The 21,333-nt window shown below is 71.1% G+C and carries 24 protein-coding genes and 1 pseudogene; 9 read left to right on the top strand and 16 right to left on the bottom strand.

Annotation, left to right across the window (positions count from 1 at the left end; translation table 11 throughout):
* Window positions 1–117: 117 nt before the first annotated feature.
* Together glnII and ACWCQS_RS09655 are read right to left on the bottom strand one after the other, a co-directional pair.
* Window positions 118–1,149: a glutamine synthetase gene (gene glnII / locus ACWCQS_RS09650; RefSeq protein ID WP_451003935.1), complete on the bottom strand. Its 1,032-nt coding sequence runs from the start codon at window positions 1,147–1,149 to the stop codon at window positions 118–120.
* A 141-nt stretch (window positions 1,150–1,290) separates the two neighbouring features.
* The gene (locus ACWCQS_RS09655) at window positions 1,291–1,785 is read right to left on the bottom strand and encodes a MarR family transcriptional regulator (RefSeq protein WP_451003936.1); all 495 of its coding nucleotides are present in this window, start codon (window positions 1,783–1,785) and stop codon (window positions 1,291–1,293) included.
* 71 nt (window positions 1,786–1,856) lie between these two features.
* On the opposite strand from ACWCQS_RS09655, the gene ACWCQS_RS09660 reads away from it, so the two are divergent.
* Window positions 1,857–2,759, top strand: coding sequence for an alpha/beta fold hydrolase (locus ACWCQS_RS09660; RefSeq protein ID WP_451003937.1), 903 nt, complete (start codon window positions 1,857–1,859; stop codon window positions 2,757–2,759).
* A gap of 3 nt (window positions 2,760–2,762) precedes the next feature.
* Here the strand turns inward: ACWCQS_RS09660 and ACWCQS_RS09665 are convergent, their stop codons facing one another.
* Both ACWCQS_RS09665 and ACWCQS_RS09670 read right to left on the bottom strand, forming a co-directional pair.
* Entirely contained in the window at window positions 2,763–3,509 is a 747-nt protein-coding gene (locus ACWCQS_RS09665) for a hypothetical protein (protein WP_451003938.1), read from the bottom strand.
* A 118-nt stretch (window positions 3,510–3,627) separates the two neighbouring features.
* Window positions 3,628–3,996 (bottom strand): arsenate reductase family protein, encoded by a 369-nt coding sequence (locus ACWCQS_RS09670; RefSeq protein ID WP_450980777.1) that lies wholly within the window; start codon window positions 3,994–3,996, stop codon window positions 3,628–3,630.
* Between the two features lie 218 nt (window positions 3,997–4,214).
* On the opposite strand from ACWCQS_RS09670, the gene ACWCQS_RS09675 reads away from it, so the two are divergent.
* The gene (locus ACWCQS_RS09675) at window positions 4,215–4,529 is read left to right on the top strand and encodes a hypothetical protein (protein WP_388621647.1); all 315 of its coding nucleotides are present in this window, start codon (window positions 4,215–4,217) and stop codon (window positions 4,527–4,529) included.
* Between the two features lie 54 nt (window positions 4,530–4,583).
* Here ACWCQS_RS09675 and ACWCQS_RS09680 read toward each other — a convergent pair whose 3' ends face one another.
* Window positions 4,584–5,330 carry an alpha/beta hydrolase gene (locus ACWCQS_RS09680; protein WP_451003939.1) on the bottom strand — a complete coding sequence of 249 codons (747 nt, stop codon included), beginning with the start codon at window positions 5,328–5,330 and terminating at the stop codon, window positions 4,584–4,586.
* Between the two features lie 136 nt (window positions 5,331–5,466).
* Between ACWCQS_RS09680 and ACWCQS_RS09685 the strand changes: the two genes are divergently transcribed.
* Complete coding sequence (locus ACWCQS_RS09685; protein WP_451003940.1) at window positions 5,467–5,745, top strand: hypothetical protein; 279 nt, start codon at window positions 5,467–5,469, stop codon at window positions 5,743–5,745.
* 22 nt (window positions 5,746–5,767) lie between these two features.
* On the opposite strand, the gene pspAB is transcribed toward ACWCQS_RS09685, so the two are convergent.
* The 3 genes from pspAB to ACWCQS_RS09700 form a co-directional block, all read right to left on the bottom strand.
* On the bottom strand, window positions 5,768–6,352 hold the full coding sequence (gene pspAB, locus ACWCQS_RS09690) for a PspA-associated protein PspAB (protein ID WP_451003941.1): 585 nt from the start codon (window positions 6,350–6,352) through the stop codon (window positions 5,768–5,770).
* Between the two features lie 3 nt (window positions 6,353–6,355).
* A complete protein-coding gene (gene htpX, locus ACWCQS_RS09695; protein WP_451003942.1) occupies window positions 6,356–7,276 on the bottom strand; it encodes a zinc metalloprotease HtpX in 921 nt (306 codons plus the stop codon).
* Between the two features lie 166 nt (window positions 7,277–7,442).
* Window positions 7,443–7,694: an SCO2583/SCO2584 N-terminal domain-containing protein gene (locus ACWCQS_RS09700; protein WP_451003943.1), complete on the bottom strand. Its 252-nt coding sequence runs from the start codon at window positions 7,692–7,694 to the stop codon at window positions 7,443–7,445.
* A gap of 269 nt (window positions 7,695–7,963) precedes the next feature.
* On the opposite strand from ACWCQS_RS09700, the gene ACWCQS_RS09705 reads away from it, so the two are divergent.
* Window positions 7,964–8,506 carry a nuclear transport factor 2 family protein gene (locus tag ACWCQS_RS09705; protein WP_451003944.1) on the top strand — a complete coding sequence of 181 codons (543 nt, stop codon included), beginning with the start codon at window positions 7,964–7,966 and terminating at the stop codon, window positions 8,504–8,506.
* Between the two features lie 161 nt (window positions 8,507–8,667).
* On the opposite strand, the gene glnA is transcribed toward ACWCQS_RS09705, so the two are convergent.
* The gene (glnA, locus tag ACWCQS_RS09710) at window positions 8,668–10,077 is read right to left on the bottom strand and encodes a type I glutamate--ammonia ligase (protein WP_451003945.1); all 1,410 of its coding nucleotides are present in this window, start codon (window positions 10,075–10,077) and stop codon (window positions 8,668–8,670) included.
* Between the two features lie 209 nt (window positions 10,078–10,286).
* Between glnA and ACWCQS_RS09715 the strand changes: the two genes are divergently transcribed.
* Window positions 10,287–10,757: an RDD family protein gene (locus ACWCQS_RS09715; RefSeq protein WP_450980770.1), complete on the top strand. Its 471-nt coding sequence runs from the start codon at window positions 10,287–10,289 to the stop codon at window positions 10,755–10,757.
* Window positions 10,758–10,892: 135 nt separating this feature from the next.
* Window positions 10,893–11,393 carry a flavin reductase family protein gene (locus ACWCQS_RS09720; protein WP_388621633.1) on the top strand — a complete coding sequence of 167 codons (501 nt, stop codon included), beginning with the start codon at window positions 10,893–10,895 and terminating at the stop codon, window positions 11,391–11,393.
* A 6-nt stretch (window positions 11,394–11,399) separates the two neighbouring features.
* Here ACWCQS_RS09720 and ACWCQS_RS09725 read toward each other — a convergent pair whose 3' ends face one another.
* From ACWCQS_RS09725 to lipB, 4 genes are all read right to left on the bottom strand, one after another.
* Window positions 11,400–12,089: a DUF4191 domain-containing protein gene (locus tag ACWCQS_RS09725; RefSeq protein ID WP_451003946.1), complete on the bottom strand. Its 690-nt coding sequence runs from the start codon at window positions 12,087–12,089 to the stop codon at window positions 11,400–11,402.
* A 70-nt stretch (window positions 12,090–12,159) separates the two neighbouring features.
* Window positions 12,160–12,357 carry an SCO2195 family GlnR-regulated protein gene (locus tag ACWCQS_RS09730; RefSeq protein WP_208901281.1) on the bottom strand — a complete coding sequence of 66 codons (198 nt, stop codon included), beginning with the start codon at window positions 12,355–12,357 and terminating at the stop codon, window positions 12,160–12,162.
* A gap of 242 nt (window positions 12,358–12,599) precedes the next feature.
* Window positions 12,600–13,565 carry a lipoyl synthase gene (gene lipA, locus ACWCQS_RS09735; protein WP_451003947.1) on the bottom strand — a complete coding sequence of 322 codons (966 nt, stop codon included), beginning with the start codon at window positions 13,563–13,565 and terminating at the stop codon, window positions 12,600–12,602.
* A gap of 134 nt (window positions 13,566–13,699) precedes the next feature.
* The gene (gene lipB, locus ACWCQS_RS09740; RefSeq protein WP_451003948.1) at window positions 13,700–14,497 is read right to left on the bottom strand and encodes a lipoyl(octanoyl) transferase LipB; all 798 of its coding nucleotides are present in this window, start codon (window positions 14,495–14,497) and stop codon (window positions 13,700–13,702) included.
* A gap of 240 nt (window positions 14,498–14,737) precedes the next feature.
* Between lipB and ACWCQS_RS09745 the strand changes: the two genes are divergently transcribed.
* A complete protein-coding gene (locus ACWCQS_RS09745) occupies window positions 14,738–16,207 on the top strand; it encodes a regulator (protein WP_451003949.1) in 1,470 nt (489 codons plus the stop codon).
* A gap of 94 nt (window positions 16,208–16,301) precedes the next feature.
* Here the strand turns inward: ACWCQS_RS09745 and ACWCQS_RS09750 are convergent, their stop codons facing one another.
* Window positions 16,302–17,666, bottom strand: coding sequence for an NAD(P)/FAD-dependent oxidoreductase (locus ACWCQS_RS09750; RefSeq protein ID WP_451003950.1), 1,365 nt, complete (start codon window positions 17,664–17,666; stop codon window positions 16,302–16,304).
* Window positions 17,667–17,869: 203 nt separating this feature from the next.
* Window positions 17,870–18,763, bottom strand: a complete 894-nt coding sequence (locus ACWCQS_RS09755; protein WP_451003951.1) for a TIGR01777 family oxidoreductase — start codon at window positions 18,761–18,763, stop codon at window positions 17,870–17,872.
* A gap of 65 nt (window positions 18,764–18,828) precedes the next feature.
* Here ACWCQS_RS09755 and ACWCQS_RS09760 point away from each other — a divergent pair, with 65 nt between their 5' ends.
* Window positions 18,829–19,308, top strand: coding sequence for an N-acetyltransferase family protein (locus ACWCQS_RS09760; RefSeq protein WP_451003952.1), 480 nt, complete (start codon window positions 18,829–18,831; stop codon window positions 19,306–19,308).
* Window positions 19,309–19,311: 3 nt separating this feature from the next.
* Here ACWCQS_RS09760 and ACWCQS_RS09765 read toward each other — a convergent pair whose 3' ends face one another.
* On the bottom strand, window positions 19,312–20,496 hold the full coding sequence (locus tag ACWCQS_RS09765; protein ID WP_451003953.1) for a MarP family serine protease: 1,185 nt from the start codon (window positions 20,494–20,496) through the stop codon (window positions 19,312–19,314).
* Between the two features lie 604 nt (window positions 20,497–21,100).
* Between ACWCQS_RS09765 and ACWCQS_RS09770 the strand changes: the two are divergent.
* Window positions 21,101–21,333 (top strand): annotated as a pseudogene (locus tag ACWCQS_RS09770) (hypothetical protein); the annotation flags it as partial.

Consider the following 21,333-nt stretch of genomic DNA (forward strand, 5'->3'; position numbering starts at 1 on the left):
TGACGGGAAGGCCAGAAGGGCTCGAGGTCATGGCGACCCGTCGCGGTGTACTTCTGGAAGCTGGCCATGGGCCCATTGAAGCAGACGCGGGCGCCCCCCTGCGGGAAACCGGACGGATCAGACCTGGCCGGCCTTCTCCAGCGCGGAGCAGCAGGTGTCCACCAGCAGGCGGGTCACCACGTACGGGTCGACGTTGGCGTTCGGGCGGCGGTCCTCGATGTAGCCCTTGCCGTCCTTCTCGACCTGCCACGGGATGCGCACCGAGGCACCACGGTTGGAGACGCCGTAGGAGAACTTGTCCCACGGGGCGGTCTCGTGCAGACCCGTCAGGCGCTCGTCGATGCCGGCGCCGTAGTTCTTGACGTGGTCCAGCGGCTTGGAGCCCTCGCCGAGCGACTCGCACGCGGTGATGATCGCGTCGTAGCCCTCACGCATGGCCTTGGTGGAGAAGTTGGTGTGCGCGCCCGCGCCGTTCCAGTCGCCCTTGACCGGCTTCGGGTCCAGGGTGGCGGAGATGCCGAAGTCCTCGGCGGTGCGGTACAGCAGCCAGCGGGCCACCCACAGCTGGTCGGAGACCTCCAGCGGGGCGAGTGGGCCGACCTGGAACTCCCACTGGCCCGGCATGACCTCGGCGTTGATGCCGGAGATGCCGAGGCCGGCCTTCAGGCAGTTCTCCAGGTGGGCCTCGACGATCTCGCGGCCGAAGATCTCGTCGGCGCCGACACCGCAGTAGTAGCCGCCCTGCGGGGCCGGGAAGCCGCCCTCGGGGAAGCCCAGCGGGCGGGAGCCGTCGAAGAAGGTGTACTCCTGCTCGATGCCGAAGACCGGCTCCTGCGCGGCGAACTTCCCGGCGACCTCGGCCAGCGCGGCCCGGGTGTTGGACGGGTGCGGCTTCATGTCCGTGTCGAAGACCTCGCACAGCACCAGGATGTCGTCGCCGCCGCGGATCGGGTCCGGGCAGGTGAAGACCGGCTTGAGCACGCAGTCCGAGGCGTGGCCCTCGGCCTGGTTGGTGGAGGAGCCGTCGAAGCCCCAGATCGGCAGCGCGTCGAGACCGGCAGGGGTACCCGTGATGATCTTCGTCTTGGAACGGAGCTTGGCCGTCGGCGCGGTGCCGTCGATCCAGATGTACTCAGCCTTGAAGGTCACGGGGCCACATCCTTAAGCGGTGGGTCGGGCGCACTCGTCGTCGCCGGTGCTGCGGCGCTGCGGCACTGGGGCGCCGCTCGATCTGCCGGGCAGCTTGTCAACAGGCGATTTCCCGTCCATTGCTCTTGTGTGAACCCCGCGTTACCTGCTCGTTCTGTGTCCCGACTCACGTTGTGAGGTGCCGGTGGGCGGGGTATGGGCGTCCTCCGCCGCGGCCTGCCGCACCCCGTCGAGGAAGTCCCGGATCGCGGCCCGCTGATGGTCGTCGTAGCCGCGCAGCAGCTCCAGCGAGCGCTCGATCAGCGGCCCGAAGTACGTCCAGCCGAGTTCCACGGCACTGTCCGTCACCTCCACGACGACCTTCCGCCGATCGCTCCGCCCGCGCGCCCGCCGTACCCGGCCAGCCCGCTCCAGCCGGTCCAGCAGCGCCGTGGTACCCGCCGAGTTGAGCCCGAGCGCGGCCCCGAGCCGCCCGGCGGTCAGCTCCTCGCCCGCGCGCCGCGCGTCCATGAGCGCGATCAGGGCGCGTACATCCGTGGGGTGCATGCCGTACTGCTGCGCGAACCGGCCGCTGTGCAGACCGAGTTCGACGGCGACGGCACGCAGCAGATGGACGGTCTCCAGCTCGGATCGCACGCGGGGCCTCCCCGACTATCATCTCGCTCGGCGAGTATCTTGCTGAACGAGATAATAGGGGGTGCGGTTCCGTGGCCGGAGGCACCGGATACGACAGCGCGGCCTTCCGGGTTGCGTACGACAAGGTCCTGACGAAATGGCCCGCCGAGCGGGAGGCGCTGACGGTCGCCACGCCCTTCGGTGACACCCGCGTCAACTCCTGCGGTCCCCGCGAGGCGCCCCCGCTGCTCCTGCTCCCGGGCGGTGGTGGGGCCACCTCCGTCTCCTGGTACGCCCAGGTCGCGCAGCTGGCTCGGATTCGCCGGGTGCACGCGGTCGATGTGATCGGCGCCCCGGGCCTGAGCGTCCCGGCCGGCGACCGCCACCCCCGTACGGTCGCCGACCTGACGCTCTGGCTGGACGCGGTCCTGGACGGCCTGGGTGCCGCCTCCGCCGACCTGGGCGGTCACTCGTACGGCGGCTGGATCGCCCTGCACTACGCCCTGCGCGCCCCTGCGCGGACACGCCGCCTGTTCCTCCTGGACCCGACCCAGTGCTTCGCCGGGTTCAAGGCGGCGTATCTGCTGCGCGCCCTGCCGATGCTGCTGCGGCCCGCGCCCCGCCGGGTCCGCGCCTTCCTGGAGTGGGAGACCGGGATGGGGGCCCCTCCCGCTCGAGCGAAGCCGAGAGTGGGGGAGCCCCTGGACCAGGACTGGCTCGCCCTGCAGGAGGCGGCCGCCGGTTTCCCGGCCGCGAAGCCGGTGACCGGCCCGCGCCCGGCGCCGGACGCGCTGCGGGCGCTGGAGGCGCGGACCCTGCTGCTCGTGGCGGCGAACAGCAGGACCCATGAGGCTCGCCAGGTGGCAGCCAGGGCGGCCGCGCTGCTGCCGCACGTGGAGACGGCCGTCCTGCCGGGCGTCTCGCACCACGCGCTGCCGCAGGCGGCACCCGCCGCCCTGGCCGGCCGCCTCACCGATTTCCTGTCCGGTCCCTGAGCCTCACCCCACCTTCTCGATCCGGGCGTGGCGGATGAGGAACTTGCCGGGTTCCCTGACCTGTTCGAAGGCCGCGTTGTTGAGCAGCACGCAACTGCCGGAGACCGAGGTCACCTTCACCGTCGTGGACTTGTTGTTGTCCAGGTTGGTCACCTTCAGGGTCGTACCCGCCGGGAACTGGTTGCTGGACGCGGCCGGTGCGCCGGCCTCACCGGAGAGCGTGACCGTGGAGCCGTTGCAGACCTGCTGACCGGAGGCCGCGGCGGCGCCACCACCGCTGTTCCCCGCGGCGGCGGACTGCGAGGGCTGCGCGCTCTGCTGTCCGGCACCCTGCTGTCCGGCCTGCTGACCGGCACCCTGCTGCCCCGCCTGCTGTCCGGCGCCCTGCTGGCCGCTCTGCGCCTGCTGTCCGGTCTGGGAGCCCTGAGCCGACTCCCCAACCGTGCAACCGGCCGCTTTCTGCTGGACCTCGATCTGCTTGATGACCGCCTCACGGTTGGCGATCCGGGCTGCCGACTGCGCGTCCGGATGGGCCTTCTGGTCCGCGATGAACCGGTCGTTGTTGCCGTGGGCCGTGGCCAGTCCCTGGCACACCGTCGAGTTCCCGGCGGACAGGGTCTTCGCGCCCTGCGCGGGCTGGGCGGCGTTGGACGTCGTGGCCAGCGCGAAGGCCCCGCCGCCCGCCACTGCCGCGGCACTGACGAGCAGCGCGATCTTCTTCTTCGTACCGAGAGTTCTCCTGCGCGACATGCGCGCCTCCTGAAGAGGTAGGGGAGCGTACGCCGCTATGTACGAGATACCGAACGGGGTTACTCAGCGGTTGCGGGAGTCGGTGAAGTGGGCTGCGTCACAGAGGAGTTGGGCGAGCTCAGTCCTTGTTGTGGGACAGGGCTTCCCGTACCGCGTCCTCGGAGCGGGCGACCAGGGCCGTTCCGTCGTCGGCGGTGATGATCGGCCGCTGGATGAGCTTGGGATGCTCGGCGAGCGCGGTGATCCACCGGCTCCGGGTGTCGGCGTCCCGCGCCCACTCCTTGAGCCCCAGCTCCTTGGCCTCGGCCTCCTGGGTGCGGGTGATGTCCCACGGTTCGAGCCCCAGCCGCTCCAGTACGGCCCTGATCTCGTCCTCGCTCGGCACGTCCTCCAGATAGCGGCGGACGGTGTACTCGGCTCCCTCGGCGTCGAGCAGGCTGATGGCGCTGCGGCACTTGGAGCAGGCCGGGTTGATCCAGATTTCCATGCCGCACACGGTACCCGGCCCCGGCATGTTCGAATTTCCGGCGTCCCGGCAGCCCCTTCTCGACCGCCTGTCACGCACCCCAAATCCCCGGCCTCACCTGGTCATTCGGTCGCCGTCGCGGACCTCCGACTGTCAGTGGCGGCCGGTAGACTGGAAGCAGTGTTCGAGACAGTCGCCGGAACCCCGGAGGCTGCCCTGACCACGACAGGAGGATGCCCGTGCCCGCTGCCGCCCTGAAGCCGAAGCCGTTGCCCACCCAGTCCACCGCCAAGCATCCCGTGCTGTTCGACTCGCCCTACGAGCCCGTGGTGAAGCGACCGCTGCCGGCCGGGCGGCCGCGCGAGTGGTACGTCACCCACAACCGCCGGCTGAAGGCCATGCGCCTGGCGATAGCCCTGCTCGACTCGGGCATCTACCTCCCGGCCCAGGCCCGCGACGACACGATCCGCAGCACCGCGGAGGAGATCGGCATGCGTCCGCCGTCCGACACGACCTGCCACATGGTGCGCGCGTTCATGCGCTACAGCCGCTGACCGCCCGCACCGGCGCCGGGTGCCCCTCCCTTCGGCGGGGCACCCGGCGCGCTCTCAGGCCGACACGGCCTCGACCGGCTCGCGCTCGGCCGACTCCGCCAGCAGGCGGGTCACGAACCTCCGCCGGTCCTCCGCGTGGTCCTGGAACCAGAGCCCCAACCGGTGCTCGGCGTCCGGGAGTTCGAAGCGGGAGTACCGGGCCCGGGCGGACAACGCGTCCTGTACGGCCTCGGTCACGGCCGGCGGGATGACCGCGTCGCTGCCCGGAACCGCCAGCACCGCCCGGCCCTCGTACGCCCGGAACGCTTCCAGTGCCCGTGAACTCCGCCAGCCGTCCGGCGTGCGGATGATCTCGCTGAAGCGGCCCTGGCCGTTCCCGAACGGCACCTCCCAGGCCTCGGGCGCGTAGACCGCCGGCGCGCCCAGGCCGACGGCCGCCACCCGTGGGCCGTAGTGCCGTACGAGATCGGCGACCGTCTGGCCGCTCATGCTGAAGCCGACCAGCACCAGTGGGGCGTCCGCCGGCACCTGCGCGTCGATCACCGCCACCGCCTGCTCGAACCGGCGGCGCAGGCTCAGTTCCGCGAGGGCACCCGTGCTGTCGCCGTGGCCCGAGAAGTCGAACGCCAGGGCGTGGCAACCGCGCTCGGTGAACTCCGTGAGCAGCGGCAGGAGGCGCTGTTTGCTGCCGTTGCCCGCCCCGTGCAGCAGCACCGCCGTGGCCCGGCCGGGCGGACCGGCCGTCAGGCCGCTGAGTCGTTCGCCGTCGAAGTCGTAAGTGAAATCGGAGAGTTCGTTCACGAGGTCATTCACTCACGGCGGGCCGCGCCGGGCGGAAAACGGGATGCGGTCCCCGTCGCCGCCTCCCTACTCTGAACAAACGGCACGAAGCCGACACACTCCACCCCCGCCACACTCACCCCCACGGAGGTCCGTCATGCGTGGCATCGTCGCGTCCGGGACCGTCGTCCTGGTGATCCTCGGAATCGGAAACCATCTGTGGTGGCTCGCCGCCGTCGCGCTGCTGTACCTGTACGCGACGCACGGACGTGGTTCCCCCGGCACGCCACCACCCGCCGGCGCGGGCACCCCGACCACGCCGGAGAGCTACCGCGCCTACCGCGACCGCCGGGACCGGCTGGCGAAGTGGGAGCGCCGCTACCGCCGGGAACGGCCCTTCGAGGTCCGCCGGCAGGAGCGTGAGAAGAACAGGTGAAGGGCGTAGGGCGGCCCCCCGGTCACAGGCCGGGGGCGCCCCACACCGGGAACCAGCGGCTCAGGTCCTGCTCGATCCGCAGATCGCTCGCGAGCGTCGCCTTCACCTGGAGCTCCAGCGCGCTGTCCCGCCGCTCGGCGGTACCGGGCAGCGGGGCGAACGGGTAGAACGTGCCCCGCTTGTACAGGTAGACCAGCGCCAGCTTGCGGCCGCCGTCGTCCGTGAAGGCGGCCAGCGAGCACAGCAGCTGCGGGCCAAAGCCGTTGACCTCCATCGCGCTGTTCACCGCGTGCAGATCGTTGACCAGCTCCGGCAGCTGCTCGGGGCTGCGCGCGGACACCAGCCAGGAGTAGCCGTAGTCGTCCCGGCGCAGCTCCACCGGCGGACCGGAGCGGTCGGCGTCCGCGTCCAGCAGCGCCTGCACTTCCCGGTGGGTCTGCTCGAAGGCCGCGCCCTCCACCGTGGCGAAGCACACCGCGCCGGTCCCGGTCGGTGTGAAGCCGACCGCGGCCTGCAGGGTCACGGCCGCCGAGGGCAGCGCGAAGAGCTGGTCGAGATCGGGCGCGACCGGTTTCGTACGGCCCAGCAGGATGTCCAGCAGCCCCAATGCTCAGCCCGCCTTCCCGGGAGCGGTGGCCTCGCCCAGCTCCGCCGAGATCCGGCCGAGCTGCTCCAGCCGCTGCTCCAGGGTGGGGTGCGTGGAGAAGAACCGCTCGATGCCCGGCTCCTTCCCGGTCGCCGGGGTGAAGTAGAAGGCGTTGAAGGCCTGGGCGGTGCGCAGGTCCTTGGTCGGGATCCGGGCGATGTCCCCGGTGACCTTGGTGAGCGCCGAGGCAAGGGCCGACGGACGGCCGGTGAGATGCGCCGCCGCCCGGTCGGCGGCCAGCTCGCGGTACCGCGACAGCGCCCGGATCAGCAGGAAGCTGATCGCGTACACCGCCGCGGAGACGCCCATGATCGCGGCGAACACGACGGCTGTGTTCTGGTCCCGGCGGCCCCCGCCGAAGAGCTGCGAGTAGAAGGCGAACCGCACGATCAGGCCCGCCAGCACCCCGAGGAAGGACGCGACCGTGATCACGGCGACGTCCTTGTGCGCCACGTGCGACAGCTCGTGCGCCAGCACGCCCTCCAGCTCGGCCGGCTCCAGCCGCCGTAGCAGCCCCGTGGTCACGCAGATCACGGCGTGGTCGGGGTTACGGCCGGTCGCGAACGCGTTGGGCATGTCCATGTTGGACACCGCGACCACCGGTTTGGGCATGTCCGCGATCGCGCACAGCCGGTCGATCACCGCGTGCAGCTCGGGATACTCCTCGCGCTCCACGACCCGGCCGTGCATCGCGAACATGGCGATCCGGTCGGAGAACCAGAACTGTGCCACGAACATCGCCCCGACCAGCACGACGACCAGCACCCAGGACTTCAGCAGCGCGATCAGCACGGCCACGAAGCCCACATACAACAGACCGAGCAGGAACATCGTCAGACCCATGCGCACGGTCAGCCGTCGGTCGCTCCGGAAGCGGCTCTGCATCTTGCATCACCCCGCAGTCAGGCACTCGTCCCGCTGTCCAGTGTGCACCAGCGGACTCCCATGAACAGGTCCCGAACGTCCCTAGGAGCAGCAAAACGTACCTGTGAGTCGGCCGGCCGTCGCTGAGCGTCCCCGGTCACCGTGCGCCGGGTACGGCCCGTCCTGGTTACGACGAGCCGAACTGCAGCAGCCCGATCAGCACCATGACCGCGACCACACAGCCGAAGACCATGGCCGTCGACGCCCATGACGCCCGGCGCGGCACCGGATCCGGGTCGGCGCGGAAGGGCGCCGGATTCGGCGGGTTCTCCTTCCAGCGTGCGGCCAGCATCCGGGCCCGGGCCGAGGGCTCCTTGTGCTCGGCGGAATTCGCCCAGCGATGATCGAACTCCCGCTCCCAGTCGTCCTGTTCCGTCATCCCCGTTCAACCTCTCTCGTCCGGCAGGGCCAGGAGGGATGATCCCCCGGAAGTAGGAAGTCCGGGAAGCGGGAAAAAGTTCCCAGGTCCTGGATCGTCTGCGGGACACCGGCTGAGCACGGGGAAGGCCCCCCGGCTGAGCCGAGGGGCCTGTCCAGCCCGCGGGGACCGTCTGTCATGTCGCGGCTTGGCTCTCGGCGGCTCATGGGCTGCGGTAGCGGGCGGACACGGTGGTCCGGATACTGGAGGCCCGTCGCGAGGAGATCCTCATGGTTGACCACGCGGCCATGGAGCGCTGTTGGGCGGCACACACGGATGGTGAGTTCGTGCACCTGGACCTGCAGGCCACCCTGAGCACGATGACCGACCGTCCGACCGTGCTCCATGTGCCAACCGCCATGGGCGCTGTCGGACGACGCGAGGTGTCCGACTTCTACGCCCGCTGGTTCATCGGTCGCAACCCCGCCGACTTCGCTCTGCGGTCGGTTTCCCGCACAGTCGGGGACGAACGGATCGTCGACGAGTTGGTCGTGTCCTTCACTCACGACATGGAGGTCCCCTGGATCCTCCCGGGCGTGGGCCCGACCGGCCGAGAGGTACGGATCCCCCTCGTGGCGATCGTGGGCTTCTGTGACGGCGCCATCGACAGCGAGCACATCTACTGGGATCAGGCGGCCGTACTCGCCCAGACCGGCCAGGTCGATCCCGCCCTCACCGCGCGGTTGCCCGTGGTGGAGGACCAGGTCGCCGTCATGGACACCGGCACCGGGTTCAACGAGCTGGCACTGCGTTCCGCGGGGCCGCACGCCTAGGCCGGGTCGCAATGTCAGGGGAGCAGCGACAACAGGACGCAGCGTGAGTGGGGTCGCCCTTCCCGGCAAAAGCCGTCGGCCGGCTCTCCCGAGAAGAAGAACCGGCCGACGGCCCACAGACGGCCCAGGGGCGCGGTTACCCGCTCTCACCTGGGGCGATATCACACGTCGAAGTAGAGCTCGAACTCGTGCGGGTGCGGACGCAGCTGCAGCGGCGCGATCTCGTTGGTGCGCTTGAAGTCGATCCAGGTCTCGATCAGGTCCGGGGTGAACACGTCGCCCTGGAGGAGGAACTCGTGGTCGGCCTCGAGCGAGTCGAGGACGGCCGGCAGGGAGGTCGGGACCTGGGCCACGTTCGCGTGCTCCTCGGGAGCCAGCTCGTAGAGGTCCTTGTCGATCGGCTCGGCCGGCTCGATCTTGTTCTTGATGCCGTCCAGACCCGCCAGCAGCAGGGCGGAGAAGGCCAGGTACGGGTTGCCGGAGGAGTCCGGGGCGCGGAACTCGACGCGCTTGGCCTTCGGGTTGGAGCCGGTGATCGGGATACGCATGGCCGCGGAGCGGTTGCGCTGCGAGTACACCAGGTTGATCGGCGCCTCGAAGCCCGGCACCAGACGGTGGTACGAGTTCACCGTCGGGTTGGTGAAGGCCAGCAGCGACGGGGCGTGCCTGAGGATGCCGCCGATGTAGTAGCGGGCGGTGTCCGACAGGCCCGCGTAACCGGCCTCGTCGTAGAACAGCGGGTCGCCGTTGCTCCACAGCGACTGGTGCACGTGCATGCCCGAGCCGTTGTCACCGAAGATCGGCTTCGGCATGAAGGTCGCGGTCTTGCCGTTGCGCCAGGCCACGTTCTTCACGATGTACTTGAAGAGCTGGAGGTCGTCGGCGGCGGCGAGCAGCGTGTTGAACTTGTAGTTGATCTCCGCCTGGCCGGCGGTGCCCACCTCGTGGTGCTGGCGCTCGACCTTCAGGCCGGACCGCTCCAGCTCCAGGGAGATCTCGGCGCGCAGGTCGGCGAAGTGGTCGACCGGCGGGACCGGGAAGTAGCCGCCCTTGTAGCGGACCTTGTAACCACGGTTGTCCTCGAGGGCGCCGGTGTTCCAGGCGCCCGCCTCGGAGTCGATGTGGTAGAAGCTCTCGTTCGCCGAGGTGGCGAAACGCACGCTGTCGAAGACGTAGAACTCGGCCTCGGGACCAAAGTACGCGGTGTCCGCGATACCGGTCGACGCCAGGTAGGCCTCGGCCTTCTTCGCCACGTTGCGCGGGTCACGGGAGTACTGCTCACCCGTGATCGGGTCGTGGATGAAGAAGTTGATGTTGAGGGTCTTGTCGCGGCGGAACGGGTCCACACGGGACGTGGACAGGTCAGCGCGCAGGGCCATGTCGGACTCGTGGATGGCCTGGAAACCACGGATCGACGATCCGTCGAAGGCGAGCTCCTCGTCCGGGTCGAACGCCTCAACGGGCACCGTGAAGTGCTGCATGACGCCCGGCAGGTCGCAGAAGCGGACGTCGATGAACTTGACGTCCTCGTCCGCGATGAACTTCTTGGCCTCGTCGGCGTTCTGGAACATCCAGCTCCTCCTACTCCCGACCGTCCTCGCCGGGGTGGTAGATCGTTCGTGCGGCCAGTGCGGTGGCACACGCTGGCCTCGACCCTAGGGACGGGTGATTTCTCGGGCGTGACCCGTTTGTTTCGCAGAAGTTAACCGGCCACCTGTCCACACTAGCTCCGGGACACCCCGGCGTACCCCGGTCATTTCGGGCCCAGTACCGTTGACGGGTGGACAACAGGCAAGCACTCGGATCGTGGCTCTCCGGGCCCCGCGCGGCCATGGAAGAGGCCGGTGCGGACTTCGGCTACCGGGGCGAGCAGCTGGGTCTCCCCGAGGAGGGGCCGAACTCCATCGCACGCCCGGGACGGCGGCTCGGCGCGCTGGCCGTGGACTGGGGGCTGAGCGTTCTGATCGCATACGGCCTGATCACGAACGGCTACCGGGTGCCTGCGACGAGCAACTGGGCGCTCGGCGTCTTCTTCGTCATGAGCGTGCTGACCGTGGGCACGATCGGCTTCACCCCGGGCAAGCGGCTCTTCGGCATCCGGGTGCTGGCTCTGGAGACCGGCACGGTCAACCCGCTGCGGTCCCTGTTCCGCACGATCCTGCTGTGCCTTGCCATCCCGGCACTGATCTGGGACCGGGACGGGCGCGGGCTCCACGACCGGCTGGCGAAGACCGTCGAGGTCCGGATCTGACCGTTCTCGGCCGCGGGCGCGCTGCGGCTGATCGCGCAGCTCCCCCACGCCCCTGAGGCGCGGACCCGCACCGGCGATCGTCCGGATGCCCCCCATCCGGTTGCCCGGTCACACCGTCGGCGGCATCGTCGCGGTATGACCGATGCTCAGGATGTGATGGCGGCCGAGGTGACGCCGGAGAAGTTCCGGGACGCCATGGCGCGCTTTCCATCGGGCGTGGTGGTGGTGACCGCCCGCTGCGAGGACGGCACCCCGCGCGGCTTCACGGCGAGCTCCTTCTGTTCCGTCTCCTTGGAGCCACCCCTGGTCCTGGTGTGTCTCGCGGACGCGGCCGACTCGGCGGCGGTCTTCGCACGGTGCGAGCACTTCGCGGTGAGCGTGCTGGCCCCGGAGCACCAGCCGCTGGCCCTGCTGTTCGCCACCAAGGGCGCGGACAAGTTCTCCGACGCCCTGCTGCAGCCGAACCCCTCCGGGCTGCCCGCGGTGCGGCAGGCGCCCGTACAGCTGGACTGTGCCGCATACGCGCGTTACCCGGCCGGGGATCACACGATCCTGATCGGCCGGGTAACGGGAGTACGGCTGGGCGAGGGTTCGCCGATGGTCTACTGCGAGCGGGAGTTCCGCTCCCTGAACTGAGGAGCCTCAGCGGCCCTTCGGCATCCGCATGCCCTTGGGCATCGGGCCCTTCGGCAGCGGCATGTTGCTCATCAGGTCGCCCAGGGCCCGCAGCCGGTCGTTGGTGGCCGTCACCTGGGGGCCGGTGAGCACGCGCGGGAGCTTCAGCATGGTCGTGCGCAGCTTCTTCAGCTCGACCTGGCCCTCGCCGTTGCCGACGATCAGATCGTGCACCGGCACGTCCGCGACGATCCGGTTCATCTTCTTCTTCTCGGCGGCCAGCAGGCTCTTCACCCGGTTCGGGTTGCCCTCGGCGACCAGCACGATGCCGGCCTTGCCCACCGCCCGGTGCACCACGTCCTGGCTGCGGTTCATCGCCACCGCCGGAGTCGTCGTCCAGCCCCGGCCGATGTTGTCCAGCACGGCCGCCGCGGCGCCCGGCTGGCCCTCCATCTGGCCGAAGGCGGCGCGCTCGGCCCGGCGGCCGAACACGATCGCCGTCGCCAGCAGTGCGACCAGCAGGCCGAAGATGCCCAGATAAACGGGGTGGCCGAGCAAGAAGCCGATCACAAGGAAGACGGCGAGGGTGCCGATGCCGACGGCCCCGAGTACAAGGCCGATCTTCGTGTCGACCTTGCGGGTCATCTTGTATGTGAGAACGATCTGCTTCAGTCGTCCTGCGTTCGCGGCGTCCGCCGCGGTGTCCTTCCTCGCCATGCCACGAAGTCTACGTGGCCCCGGGAGTGCGGACGACGGCAGTGCCCGGGAGGAAGGCACGGGGGAGGGGTCAGGAGCGGCCGGCGGCCTGCTCCAGGAAGCGCTGCGCCTCCACCCGGTCCTTGGCGCGCCGGCGGTCCTCCAGCACGGAGGTCCACGCGTTGCGCCGGGCGGTGCGCTGACCGCCGCTCATGAGCAGGGACTCGACGGCGCGGAGGGCGTCGGTGAAGGACGGGATGGCGGTGGCGCGTACGGGCGCGGCCTGCATGATCGAGGTCCCCCCTCGGATCGATGGTGTACGAGCGGTGATACCAGAGTCACTGATTGGTGTTACCAGGGCGTGTCCGACCGGTCAAACACCAATGAAGCCTTGATACAGGGCACTGAAACGCTGACGCGGCCCTGACGGGCGCCCTCATCAGCGAGGACGGTCAGGACCGCGTCGACTCGGCCATTACTGGCCAGTAGCTACTTGTGCGCGAATTCACACGCTCGGCTCATCCGCCGGGCTCAGACCGCCTGGGTGGCGACGAACGAGCCACGCTTCTCGATGGCCATCTGGTACAGCCGCCCGGCCCGGTAGGAGGACCGCACCAGCGGACCCGACATCACACCGGAGAAGCCGATCTGCTCGGCCTCCTCCTTCAGCTCCACGAACTCCTGCGGCTTCACCCAGCGCTCGACGGGGTGGTGCCGGACGGAGGGGCGCAGGTACTGGGTGATGGTGACCAGCTCGCAGCCCGCGTCGTGCAGCTGCTTCAGCGCCTCGCTGACCTCCTCGCGGGTCTCGCCCATGCCGAGGATCAGGTTGGACTTGGTCACCAGGCCGTAGTCGCGGGCCTCGGTGATGACCTTCAGGGAGCGCTCGTAGCGGAAGCCGGGGCGGATCCGCTTGAAGATCCGGGGAACCGTCTCGACGTTGTGCGCGAAGACCTCGGGGCGGGCGGAGAAGACCTCGGCGAGCTGCTCGGGGACCGCGTTGAAGTCGGGAGCGAGCAGCTCGACCTTCGTACGGCCGCCCTCCCGGTCCGCCGTCTGCCGGTGGATCTGGCGCACGGTCTCGGCGTACAGCCAGGCGCCGCCGTCCTCCAGGTCGTCGCGGGCGACGCCGGTGATGGTGGCGTAGTTCAGGTCCATCGTGACCACGGACTCGCCGACGCGGCGGGGCTCGTCGCGGTCCAGGGCCTCGGGCTTGCCGGTGTCGATCTGGCAGAAGTCGCAGCGCCGGGTGCACTGGTCGCCGCCGATGAGGAAGGTCGCCTCGCGGTCCTCCCAGCACTCGTAGATGTTCGGGCAGCCGGCTTCCTGGCAGACCGTGTGCAGGCCCTCGCTCTTCACGAGGTTCTGCATCTTCGTGTACTCGGGACCCATTTTCGCCCGGGTCTTGATCCACTCGGGCTTGCGCTCGATGGGGGTCTGGCTGTTGCGGACCTCCAGGCGCAGCATCTTGCGTCCGTCGGGTGCGACTGCGGACACGTCGGCTCCCTGCTGTTCGACTTACGTAGTCTTCGATTCTTCGGCGTACACCAGCCTACGCCCGTGCTCATTGCGCCCTGCCGACGAGATCAACCTCGCGGTCGCAGGGCGCATTCCCCCGGACGGCCGACGGCTCAGGCGGACGCCTTCTCGATCACCCGCGGCTTGAGGTCCGCGTTCTCCAGGACGTCCTTCAGGTGCTTCTCGACCACCGGCAGGACCTCCTCGATGGTGACGTCCCGGCCCAGCTCGCCCGCGAGGGAGGCGACCCCCGCGTCCCGGATCCCGCACGGGATGATCCGGTCGAACCACTTGTTGTCGGGGTTCACGTTGAGCGCGAAGCCATGCATCGTGACGCCCTTGGCGACCCGGATGCCGATCGCGGCGATCTTGCGGTCCTCGCGGCGCTGGCCCGCGTTGGAGGGGGCGTACTCGGGGCCGTTGAGGCGGGGGTCGAACTCCGGGTCGCTGATCCGCGGGTCGAAGTCCAGGGAGAGCCCGCCGAGCGAGGGCCGCTGCTCGATCGGGTCGCCCAGCACCCACACCCCGCTGCGGCCCTCGACCCGGGTGGTCTCCAGACCGAACTCGGCGCAGGTGCGGATCAGCGCCTCCTCCAGGCGCCGTACGTGCGCGACCACGTCCACCGGGCGCGGGAGCTTCTGGATCGGGTAGCCCACCAGCTGGCCGGGGCCGTGCCAGGTGATCTTGCCGCCGCGGTCCACGTCGATGACCGGGGTGCCGTCCAGCGGGCGCTCGCTGTCCTCGGTGCGGCGGCCCGCCGTGTACACCGGGGGATGCTCCAGGAGGATCACGGTGTCCGGGACCTCGTCGGCGAACCGGGCCGCGTGCACCCGGCGCTGCTCGTCCCAGGCCTCCTGGTAATCGACGGCATCCGCACCGAACCCCATGCGGACGAACCGCAACTCACTCACGGCAAGCGCCTCCCTCAGCGACCGGTGTGTCAGGCACGTAAAGCGCCCACGCCACTGTACGTCCGTCCGGCGTACGTCAGCCCTGCGGGCGTTTCTCACACGATCGGATGAATGCCAGGCGTAATGTGCGATCGCCTGCTCACTCTCCGCTACATTCACGCCGTTCGTGAGGCCATAAGGGCTGCTCAAAGGCAAACCGGGCACATCGTCGGGCCCGGAAGGCAGGAGACCGCACCGCAGATGACGGACCGACCCGCGCAGCGCACCCCCAACCGCCAACTCGCCGCGCTCATCGCAGAAGCGGGGTTCTCCAACGCGGGTCTGGCCCGTCGCGTCGATCAGCTCGGCCTGGAGCACGGGCTGGACCTCAGATACGACAAGACCTCGGTCACCCGCTGGCTGCGCGGACAGCAGCCCAGGGGTACCACCCCCGCCCTGATCGCCGAGGTCTTCACACGCCGGCTCGGGCGCCGGCTCACGGCCCAGGATCTCGGCCTGGACGCCTGTGCGCCGGTGTACGCCGGGCTGGAGTTCGCGGCCACCCCGGAGGAGGCCGTCGACATCGTCAGCGGGCTGTGGCGCAAGGACTCCGGCAGCCACGCCGAGCTGCGCAAGATCGCCTTCACGCCGGCGGGGCTCGTGGTGCCCAGCCGGGACTGGCTGATCGGCAAGGCCGACGACAAGGTGGCCCGCGAACCGGCACCCCGGGTGCCCGCGCAGAGCCGCTCCGCCCCGGCCAAACCCCAGGTCCGGCCGGTGCTGCCGATGCCGCCCCGGGCGCGCGGGCACGCCGAGCGCGCCCCCGGGAACAAGGTCACGGGCGGCGACATCAGCGCGCTCCGCTCGGTCGGCGAGCTGTTCCGCGCCCTCGACGACCGGTACGGCGGCGGCCACGCCCGGCAGGCCCTGGTGCGCTACCTGGAGCACGAGTGCGAGCCGATGCTTCGCGGCGCCTACGACGAGCAGACCGGCCGCAAGCTGTTCGCCGCCGCCGCCGACCTCACCCGGCTCGCGGGCTGGACCTCGTACGACATCGCCGCCCACGGACTCGCTCAGCGCTACTTCGTGCAGGCCCTGCGGCTCGCCCAGGCGGCCGGCGACCGGGCGTACGGCTCCTACGTCCTGGTCACCATGAGCCGCCAGGCCGTCTATCTCGGCCACGGCAGGGAGGCCGTACAGCTGGCGCGGGTCGCCCAGCAGGGCATGGGCACGGGCGGCCCGCCGGTCGTGCAGGCGCTGCTGCACGCCTCCGAGGCGAGGGCGCACGGCGTGCTCGGGGAGGTGCGGGCGTGCACGGCGGCGCTGGTGCGGGCCGAGCGCGCCCTGGAGGCGGCCCGGCCCGGGGACGAGGTGCCGTACTGGGCCAAGCTCTTCGACGAGGCCCAGCTGGCCGACGAGTTCGGGCACTGCCACCGGGATCTGCAGCAGTTCCGGGCGTCCGCCCAGCACGCCGAGCGCTCGCTGCAGCTCCGCGCGCCCTCCTTCGCCCGCAGCCGGCTCTTCTGCCGTGTCGTCCTCGCCACGGCCCGCCTCGGCCTCGGCGAACTCGACCAGGCGTGCGCGCTGGCGGCCGAGGCGGCGGGGCAGGCTGCGGAGATGCGGAGCGCGCGCGCTGTGGAGTACGTGCGGGACTTCGAGCGCCGGCTCGAGCCTTATCGCGATGCGGCACCTGTGCGGGGGTATCGGGAGAAGGTGGCGGCGTTGGGGTAGGCCGTTGCGACTCGCCGTTGGGGGTGGCGGTTGTGGGCTTCCTTGCGCGCCGTCGCGGTTGCTCGCGCAGTTCCCCACGCCCCTTCAGGGCGCCTTACGCCGCCCTTGGCAGAGTAGGTGCCGGCTCTGCGCGATTCAGGGAACCCGCCGCGCCCAGGTCGGCCAGGATCGCTGCCGTCGCCCTGTGGGCCGAGTGCAGGGCGCCCTGGACCGTGCTGGTGTCGCGGTGGTCGCCGCAGACGTAGAGGCCGGCCAGGAGGCGGACGGGGCGGCGCAGGTCGTGCGGGGGGCGCATGGCCGGGACCGCTTCCGGGGTGTGGTGGACCGCCAGCGTCTCCCAGCGGCGCGTCGAGGTGCGGTAGAGACGGGAGAGGTGGATGCGGACGGCCGTGTCGATCCCTTCCGGCGGAGCACCGAGCACCGTCGAGGAGATCAGCACCCGGCCGACCGGGGCCCGGCTCGGATCCACGTTGCTGAGCACCGCCGTGTGGGCGACCGGGCCGCCGCGGTCGGCGTCCAGCAGCAGTGAGGTGCCGGTCGCGAAGGCGGGCGCCGGGTCGTCGGTGGTGTGGTGGACCACGGTCACCGGGTGGAAGTCGGGCACCCTCAGGCCCGGCAGCAGCTCCGCCGCCGCCCGCGCGTCCGTCGCCAGCAGCACCGCCCGGCAGCGGATCGCGCCGTGCTCGGCGGTGGCCACCGAGGTCGTGGACACCGAGGTGACCCGCACCCCGGTGTGCACGGTGCCGGGCGGCAGCGCGCGCGCCAGCAGCTCCGGCAGCACCTCCGCGCCGCCCTCCGGCACACACAGCCGGCCGCTCGCGAAGGCGCGCAGCGCGAGGTCGGCGCACCGGCTGGAGGTGGTCAGCTCCGGGTCGCACAGCAGGGCGGCGAGCAGCGGGCGCAGAAAGCCGTCGACCGTGCGCGGCGGCAACCCGCGCTGGGCGAGCGCCTGGCGGGCGGGCATCTCGGACCGGGCCAGGATGCGTTCGACCGGGGTGGCGGCGATCCGGCCCAGCGCGGCGCCGAGCCGGGCCTGGTCGACCGCGCCGCCCACCGGCGCGCCCACCCGGCCGGGGGTGGCCGCCGGACCCCTGGGGGCGCTTGCAAGGGCGCGCACCACGTGGAGTGCGCCCCTTGCGCTCCCTCCGGTCGCCGGTGCGCCCGCCCGTTGGGTGCGTCCGTCGCGGTGCAGCAGGACGCCCGGCGCGAAGGTGCGCAGGACCAGGGAGTCCAGGCCGGGGGTCGTGCGGAGTTCGGGGTAGGACGTGGACAGCAGCTGTCCGATGCGGTCGAGCCGGAAGCCGTCGACCTTCTCCGTCGACATGCGGCCGCCGGCGTAAGGGGCGGCCTCGAGAACTGCGGTCGAGATTCCTGCGCTGGTCAGCCGGTGAGCCGCCGAGAGTCCGGCGATTCCGGCTCCCACGATGACGACGTCCACCTGGTACGCGGGCTCAAGCACGAGGCCCCTCCTGTGGGTTGCGCGGCCGGTGGAGACGTCATGCCCCCAACTGGCTCCGGGGATACCCGAGTTCGGGACGAGGTTAGGTCCGTGATCGGTCGCAAACAGTCGCGCATCAACAGGGCACGGTCGCATAGAGGTCGCATACGGTCGCAACGGGTCTCAGGAGGTCGCAGGAGGCCGCACGAGATCTCGTGCGCGCGTCAGGCCGCCCGGATGGCTTCGTCGATCCCCGGGAACGCGAACCGGAACCCCGACTCCAACAGCCGCCTCGGCACCACCCGTTGGCTGCCCAGCACATCCCCGGCCAGCTCGCCCAGCACCGCCCGCAGGACCGGTGCCGGCACCGCGAACGGCGTCGGCCGGTGCAGCACCCGCCCCATCGCCGCGGTGATCTCACGGTTCGTCAGCGGCTCGGGCGCGGTCACATTGAACGGCCCGGACAGCTCGTCGTGGTCGATCAGGTGCCGGATCGCGGCGACCTCGTCGTGCAGCGCGACGTACGACCAGTACTGCCGCCCGTCGCCCAGCCGCCCCCCGAGCCCCGCCCGGAACAGCGGGAACAGCCGCCCCCAGGCCCCGCCGCCCCGCGCCACCACCAGGCCCGTGCGCGGGAACACCGTCCGCACGCCCGCCTCCTGCGCGGGCGCCGCCGCCTCCTCCCACTCCACGCACAGCGAGGGCAGGAAACCGTCGCCCGGCGGCGCTTCCTCGTCCACCACCCGGTCGCCGGTGTCGCCGTAGATGCCGATCGCGCTGCCGCTGACGAAGACCCGCGGCGGCTCGGGCAGCGCGGCCACCGCCTCCGCCAGCGCGGCCGTGCCCAGCACCCGGCTGTCCCGCAGCCGCCGCTTGTACGACGCGGTCCAGCGCCGGTCGCCGATCCCGGCCCCGGCCAGGTTCACCACCACGGCGCAGCCGGTCAGCCCGCGCGCGTCGACGTACTGGCCCTCGGGGTCCCAGCAGACCTCGTCCGGACCCTCGGCTCCCCGTCGCACCAGTCGTACCACCTCGTGCCCGTCCGCGGTCAGGGACCGCACCAGGGCGCTGCCGATGAGTCCGGACGCGCCGGCCACGGCGATTCGCATACGCTCCATGGCCCCAGCATGCCCGCACGAAAACCCCGTGAGGTGCTCCGACGGCCCGCCGTAGGGTGATCGTCATGCCGGAGCCGTACATACGCATCGCCGTGCCCGCCGACGACGAGGAACTGGTCCTCCTCGACCGGTCCACCTGGTCCACCCTGCACGCCGTGTCGCCCCCGCCGCAGGGACCGTTCTTCGACGAGCACCACCTCCCGGAGGACTACCTGGTCGCCGAGACCGACGGGCGGATCGTCGGCTATGTCCGCATCGGCCGCCCGACCCCGCTCGCCTCCAACGCACACGTCCTGCAGATCCAGGGCCTCGCCGTCGCCGAGGCGGCGCGCGGGCGGGGCCTTGGGCGCATGCTGCTGCGGGCCGCCGTCGAGGAGGCGCGCGAGCGCGGGGCACGGCGCCTCACCCTGCGCGTGCTCGGGCACAACGCCCCGGCCCGCGCGCTGTACGAGTCCGAGGGGTTCGTCGTCGAGGGGGTGCAGCCGGAGGAGTTCCTCCTCGACGGCGCCTATGTCGACGACGTGTTCATGGGCCGGCGCCTGTGACCGTCAGGAGCTGACCAACTGGCCCGTGCCCACCGGCACCGTCGCCGTGGCCCCGCGCTGGGCGTCGCCCGCCACCTCGTCCGCCGTCAGCGCATACCCCGTCTCGGCGTCCGAGGTGGAGCGCGCGAAGACCACCCCGAACACCTTGCCGCCCGTGGTCAGCAGCGGGCCGCCGGAGTTGCCCGGCCGGACCGTGGACCGGATCGAGTAGATGTCCCGGGTGACCGTGCTGTCGTTGTAGATGTTCTGCCCGATCGCCCGCACCCGGCTCGCCACCGTCGCCGCCTGCAGGTTCAGGCCGCCGTCCTGCGGATAGCCCGCGACCACCGCAGAGTCCCCGCGCGCCGCGCTGGAGTCGAAGTGCAGCACCGGGGCGCGCAGCCCGGGCACGTACAGCACCGCCACGTCCCGGTCGGGGTCGAAGAGCACCACCCGGGCCACGTACGACCGCCCGACGCCGCCGATCCGCACGCTCGGGTGGTTGATGCCCGCCACCACGTGCGCGTTGGTCATCACATGCTGCGCGGAGAAGACGAAGCCGCTGCCCTCCCGGCCCTCGTTGCCCGAGACGCCCTCGATCTTCACCGTGCTCAGCTTCGCGGCGCTCGTCGCGGCCGGGGTGACGCTGTCCCCGGAGGGGCGGGCCACCCGGGCCGTCGACTCGTTCTCGAACGGGTTGAAGACCTGCGGGAAACCCGCCTCGGTCAGCGCCGACGTGGCCCGCGAGAACCACGCGGGCGTGGTGTCCGGCATCGCGTCCTGCACCGCGCCCAGCAGCGTCGAGTTCCGGATCGCCGTGTTCAGCGTCTGTGACGGGGCCGCGCCCAGCACGCTCGCGGCCACCCAGGCCACGATCAGCACCGCGACCGAGTTCGCCGCCGCGCCCCCTATCCCGTCCAGCACCCGCAGCGGGCCCCGGTCCAGCTCCCCGCGCAGCCGCAGCGCCAGCCGGCCCGCCAGCTCGTGGCCCACCACCGCGGGCACCAGCACCGTCGCCACCGCGAGCGCCGTCGCCTGCGTCGTACCACGCTCCACCAGGCCGGTCACCCAGGGCAGCACCCACACGCCGACGACGGCACCGCCGACGAACCCGGCCAGCGAGACACAGCCGGCCACCAGACCGCGCCGGTAACCGGACACCGCGTAGCCGAGCATCACCAGCACAAGCACCAGGTCGAGCAGGTCCACGGAGCCGCCTTTCTCTCGGACCCCTCAGTACGGACGGGACGGGCCCGGTGATCAGTCACCCACACACGGGCACGGCCGCCGGACGGCGAACCGGCCATCTTGTATGTACCCCCAGAAACGTCCTGGACCGGGATGATGGTTCCGCCAGGTGGCAGAGTGCACATCGCGGGCACGGCCCGGCCGCCCGAGAGTGGTGCTCATGCACGCCGTCCGAAGAACACTGGAGACGCCCCGGCACCGCCACAGGCGGGGCGCGTCGGGGATGCAGGACATACCGGCAGAGCCGGAGACATGTGACGCCTCGGGCACCCCGGAGCCGTCGGAGAGCCGGGAGACCCCCAAGACGCCGGAGCCGTCCGGGCCCCGCAGGGCGTCGCGGCCCTGGAGACTTCCGGTACTCATCGGCCGCCGGGCCCTCCGCAGAGCCTGCGGCGGCCGGCAGCCGATGGGAACACCCGGGATACCCGAGGCACCCCAGGCCCCCGGGGCTTCGCGGCCCCAGCGGCCCCCCGCGATGCCGGAGCCACTGGCCTCGGCGGACTCGTCGAAACCACTGGCACCGGCGCATTTGCCGGAGCCACCCGGGGTGTCGGCCATACCGAGGATGCCGTCGGACAAGCCGGGACCGGCGGTCGTACCGGAGGCGCTGTCCGATCCCCCTGGGGCGTCGGTCACGCCGGAGACGGTGTCGGTCACGCCGGGGCCGTCGGTCATTCCGGCCACGCTGTCGGACACACCGGAACCGTCGGCGGCGCCGGAAACGCCGTCGGACAAGCCGGGACCGGCGGTCGTACCGGAGGCGCTGTCCGATACACCCGGGGCGCCGGTCACGCCGGA

Source organism: Streptomyces sp. NPDC002076, assembly GCF_053593835.1.

What these genes read in the sequence shown, in the direction of transcription:
- ACWCQS_RS09665 (WP_451003938.1), bottom strand. Translation starts at nt 3,509, where the DNA reads ATGTCGCGCAGGAGAACTCTCGGTACGAAGAAGAAGATCGCGCTGCTC.
- ACWCQS_RS09670 (WP_450980777.1), bottom strand. Translation starts at nt 3,996, where the DNA reads ATGGAAATCTGGATCAACCCGGCCTGCTCCAAGTGCCGCAGCGCCATC.
- ACWCQS_RS09685 (WP_451003940.1), top strand. Translation starts at nt 5,467, where the DNA reads ATGCGTGGCATCGTCGCGTCCGGGACCGTCGTCCTGGTGATCCTCGGA.
- htpX (WP_451003942.1), bottom strand. Translation starts at nt 7,276, where the DNA reads ATGCAGAGCCGCTTCCGGAGCGACCGACGGCTGACCGTGCGCATGGGT.
- ACWCQS_RS09700 (WP_451003943.1), bottom strand. Translation starts at nt 7,694, where the DNA reads ATGACGGAACAGGACGACTGGGAGCGGGAGTTCGATCATCGCTGGGCG.
- ACWCQS_RS09705 (WP_451003944.1), top strand. Translation starts at nt 7,964, where the DNA reads ATGGTTGACCACGCGGCCATGGAGCGCTGTTGGGCGGCACACACGGAT.
- glnA (WP_451003945.1), bottom strand. Translation starts at nt 10,077, where the DNA reads ATGTTCCAGAACGCCGACGAGGCCAAGAAGTTCATCGCGGACGAGGAC.
- ACWCQS_RS09720 (WP_388621633.1), top strand. Translation starts at nt 10,893, where the DNA reads ATGACCGATGCTCAGGATGTGATGGCGGCCGAGGTGACGCCGGAGAAG.
- ACWCQS_RS09725 (WP_451003946.1), bottom strand. Translation starts at nt 12,089, where the DNA reads ATGGCGAGGAAGGACACCGCGGCGGACGCCGCGAACGCAGGACGACTG.
- ACWCQS_RS09730 (WP_208901281.1), bottom strand. Translation starts at nt 12,357, where the DNA reads ATGCAGGCCGCGCCCGTACGCGCCACCGCCATCCCGTCCTTCACCGAC.
- ACWCQS_RS09745 (WP_451003949.1), top strand. Translation starts at nt 14,738, where the DNA reads ATGACGGACCGACCCGCGCAGCGCACCCCCAACCGCCAACTCGCCGCG.
- ACWCQS_RS09755 (WP_451003951.1), bottom strand. Translation starts at nt 18,763, where the DNA reads ATGGAGCGTATGCGAATCGCCGTGGCCGGCGCGTCCGGACTCATCGGC.
- ACWCQS_RS09760 (WP_451003952.1), top strand. Translation starts at nt 18,829, where the DNA reads ATGCCGGAGCCGTACATACGCATCGCCGTGCCCGCCGACGACGAGGAA.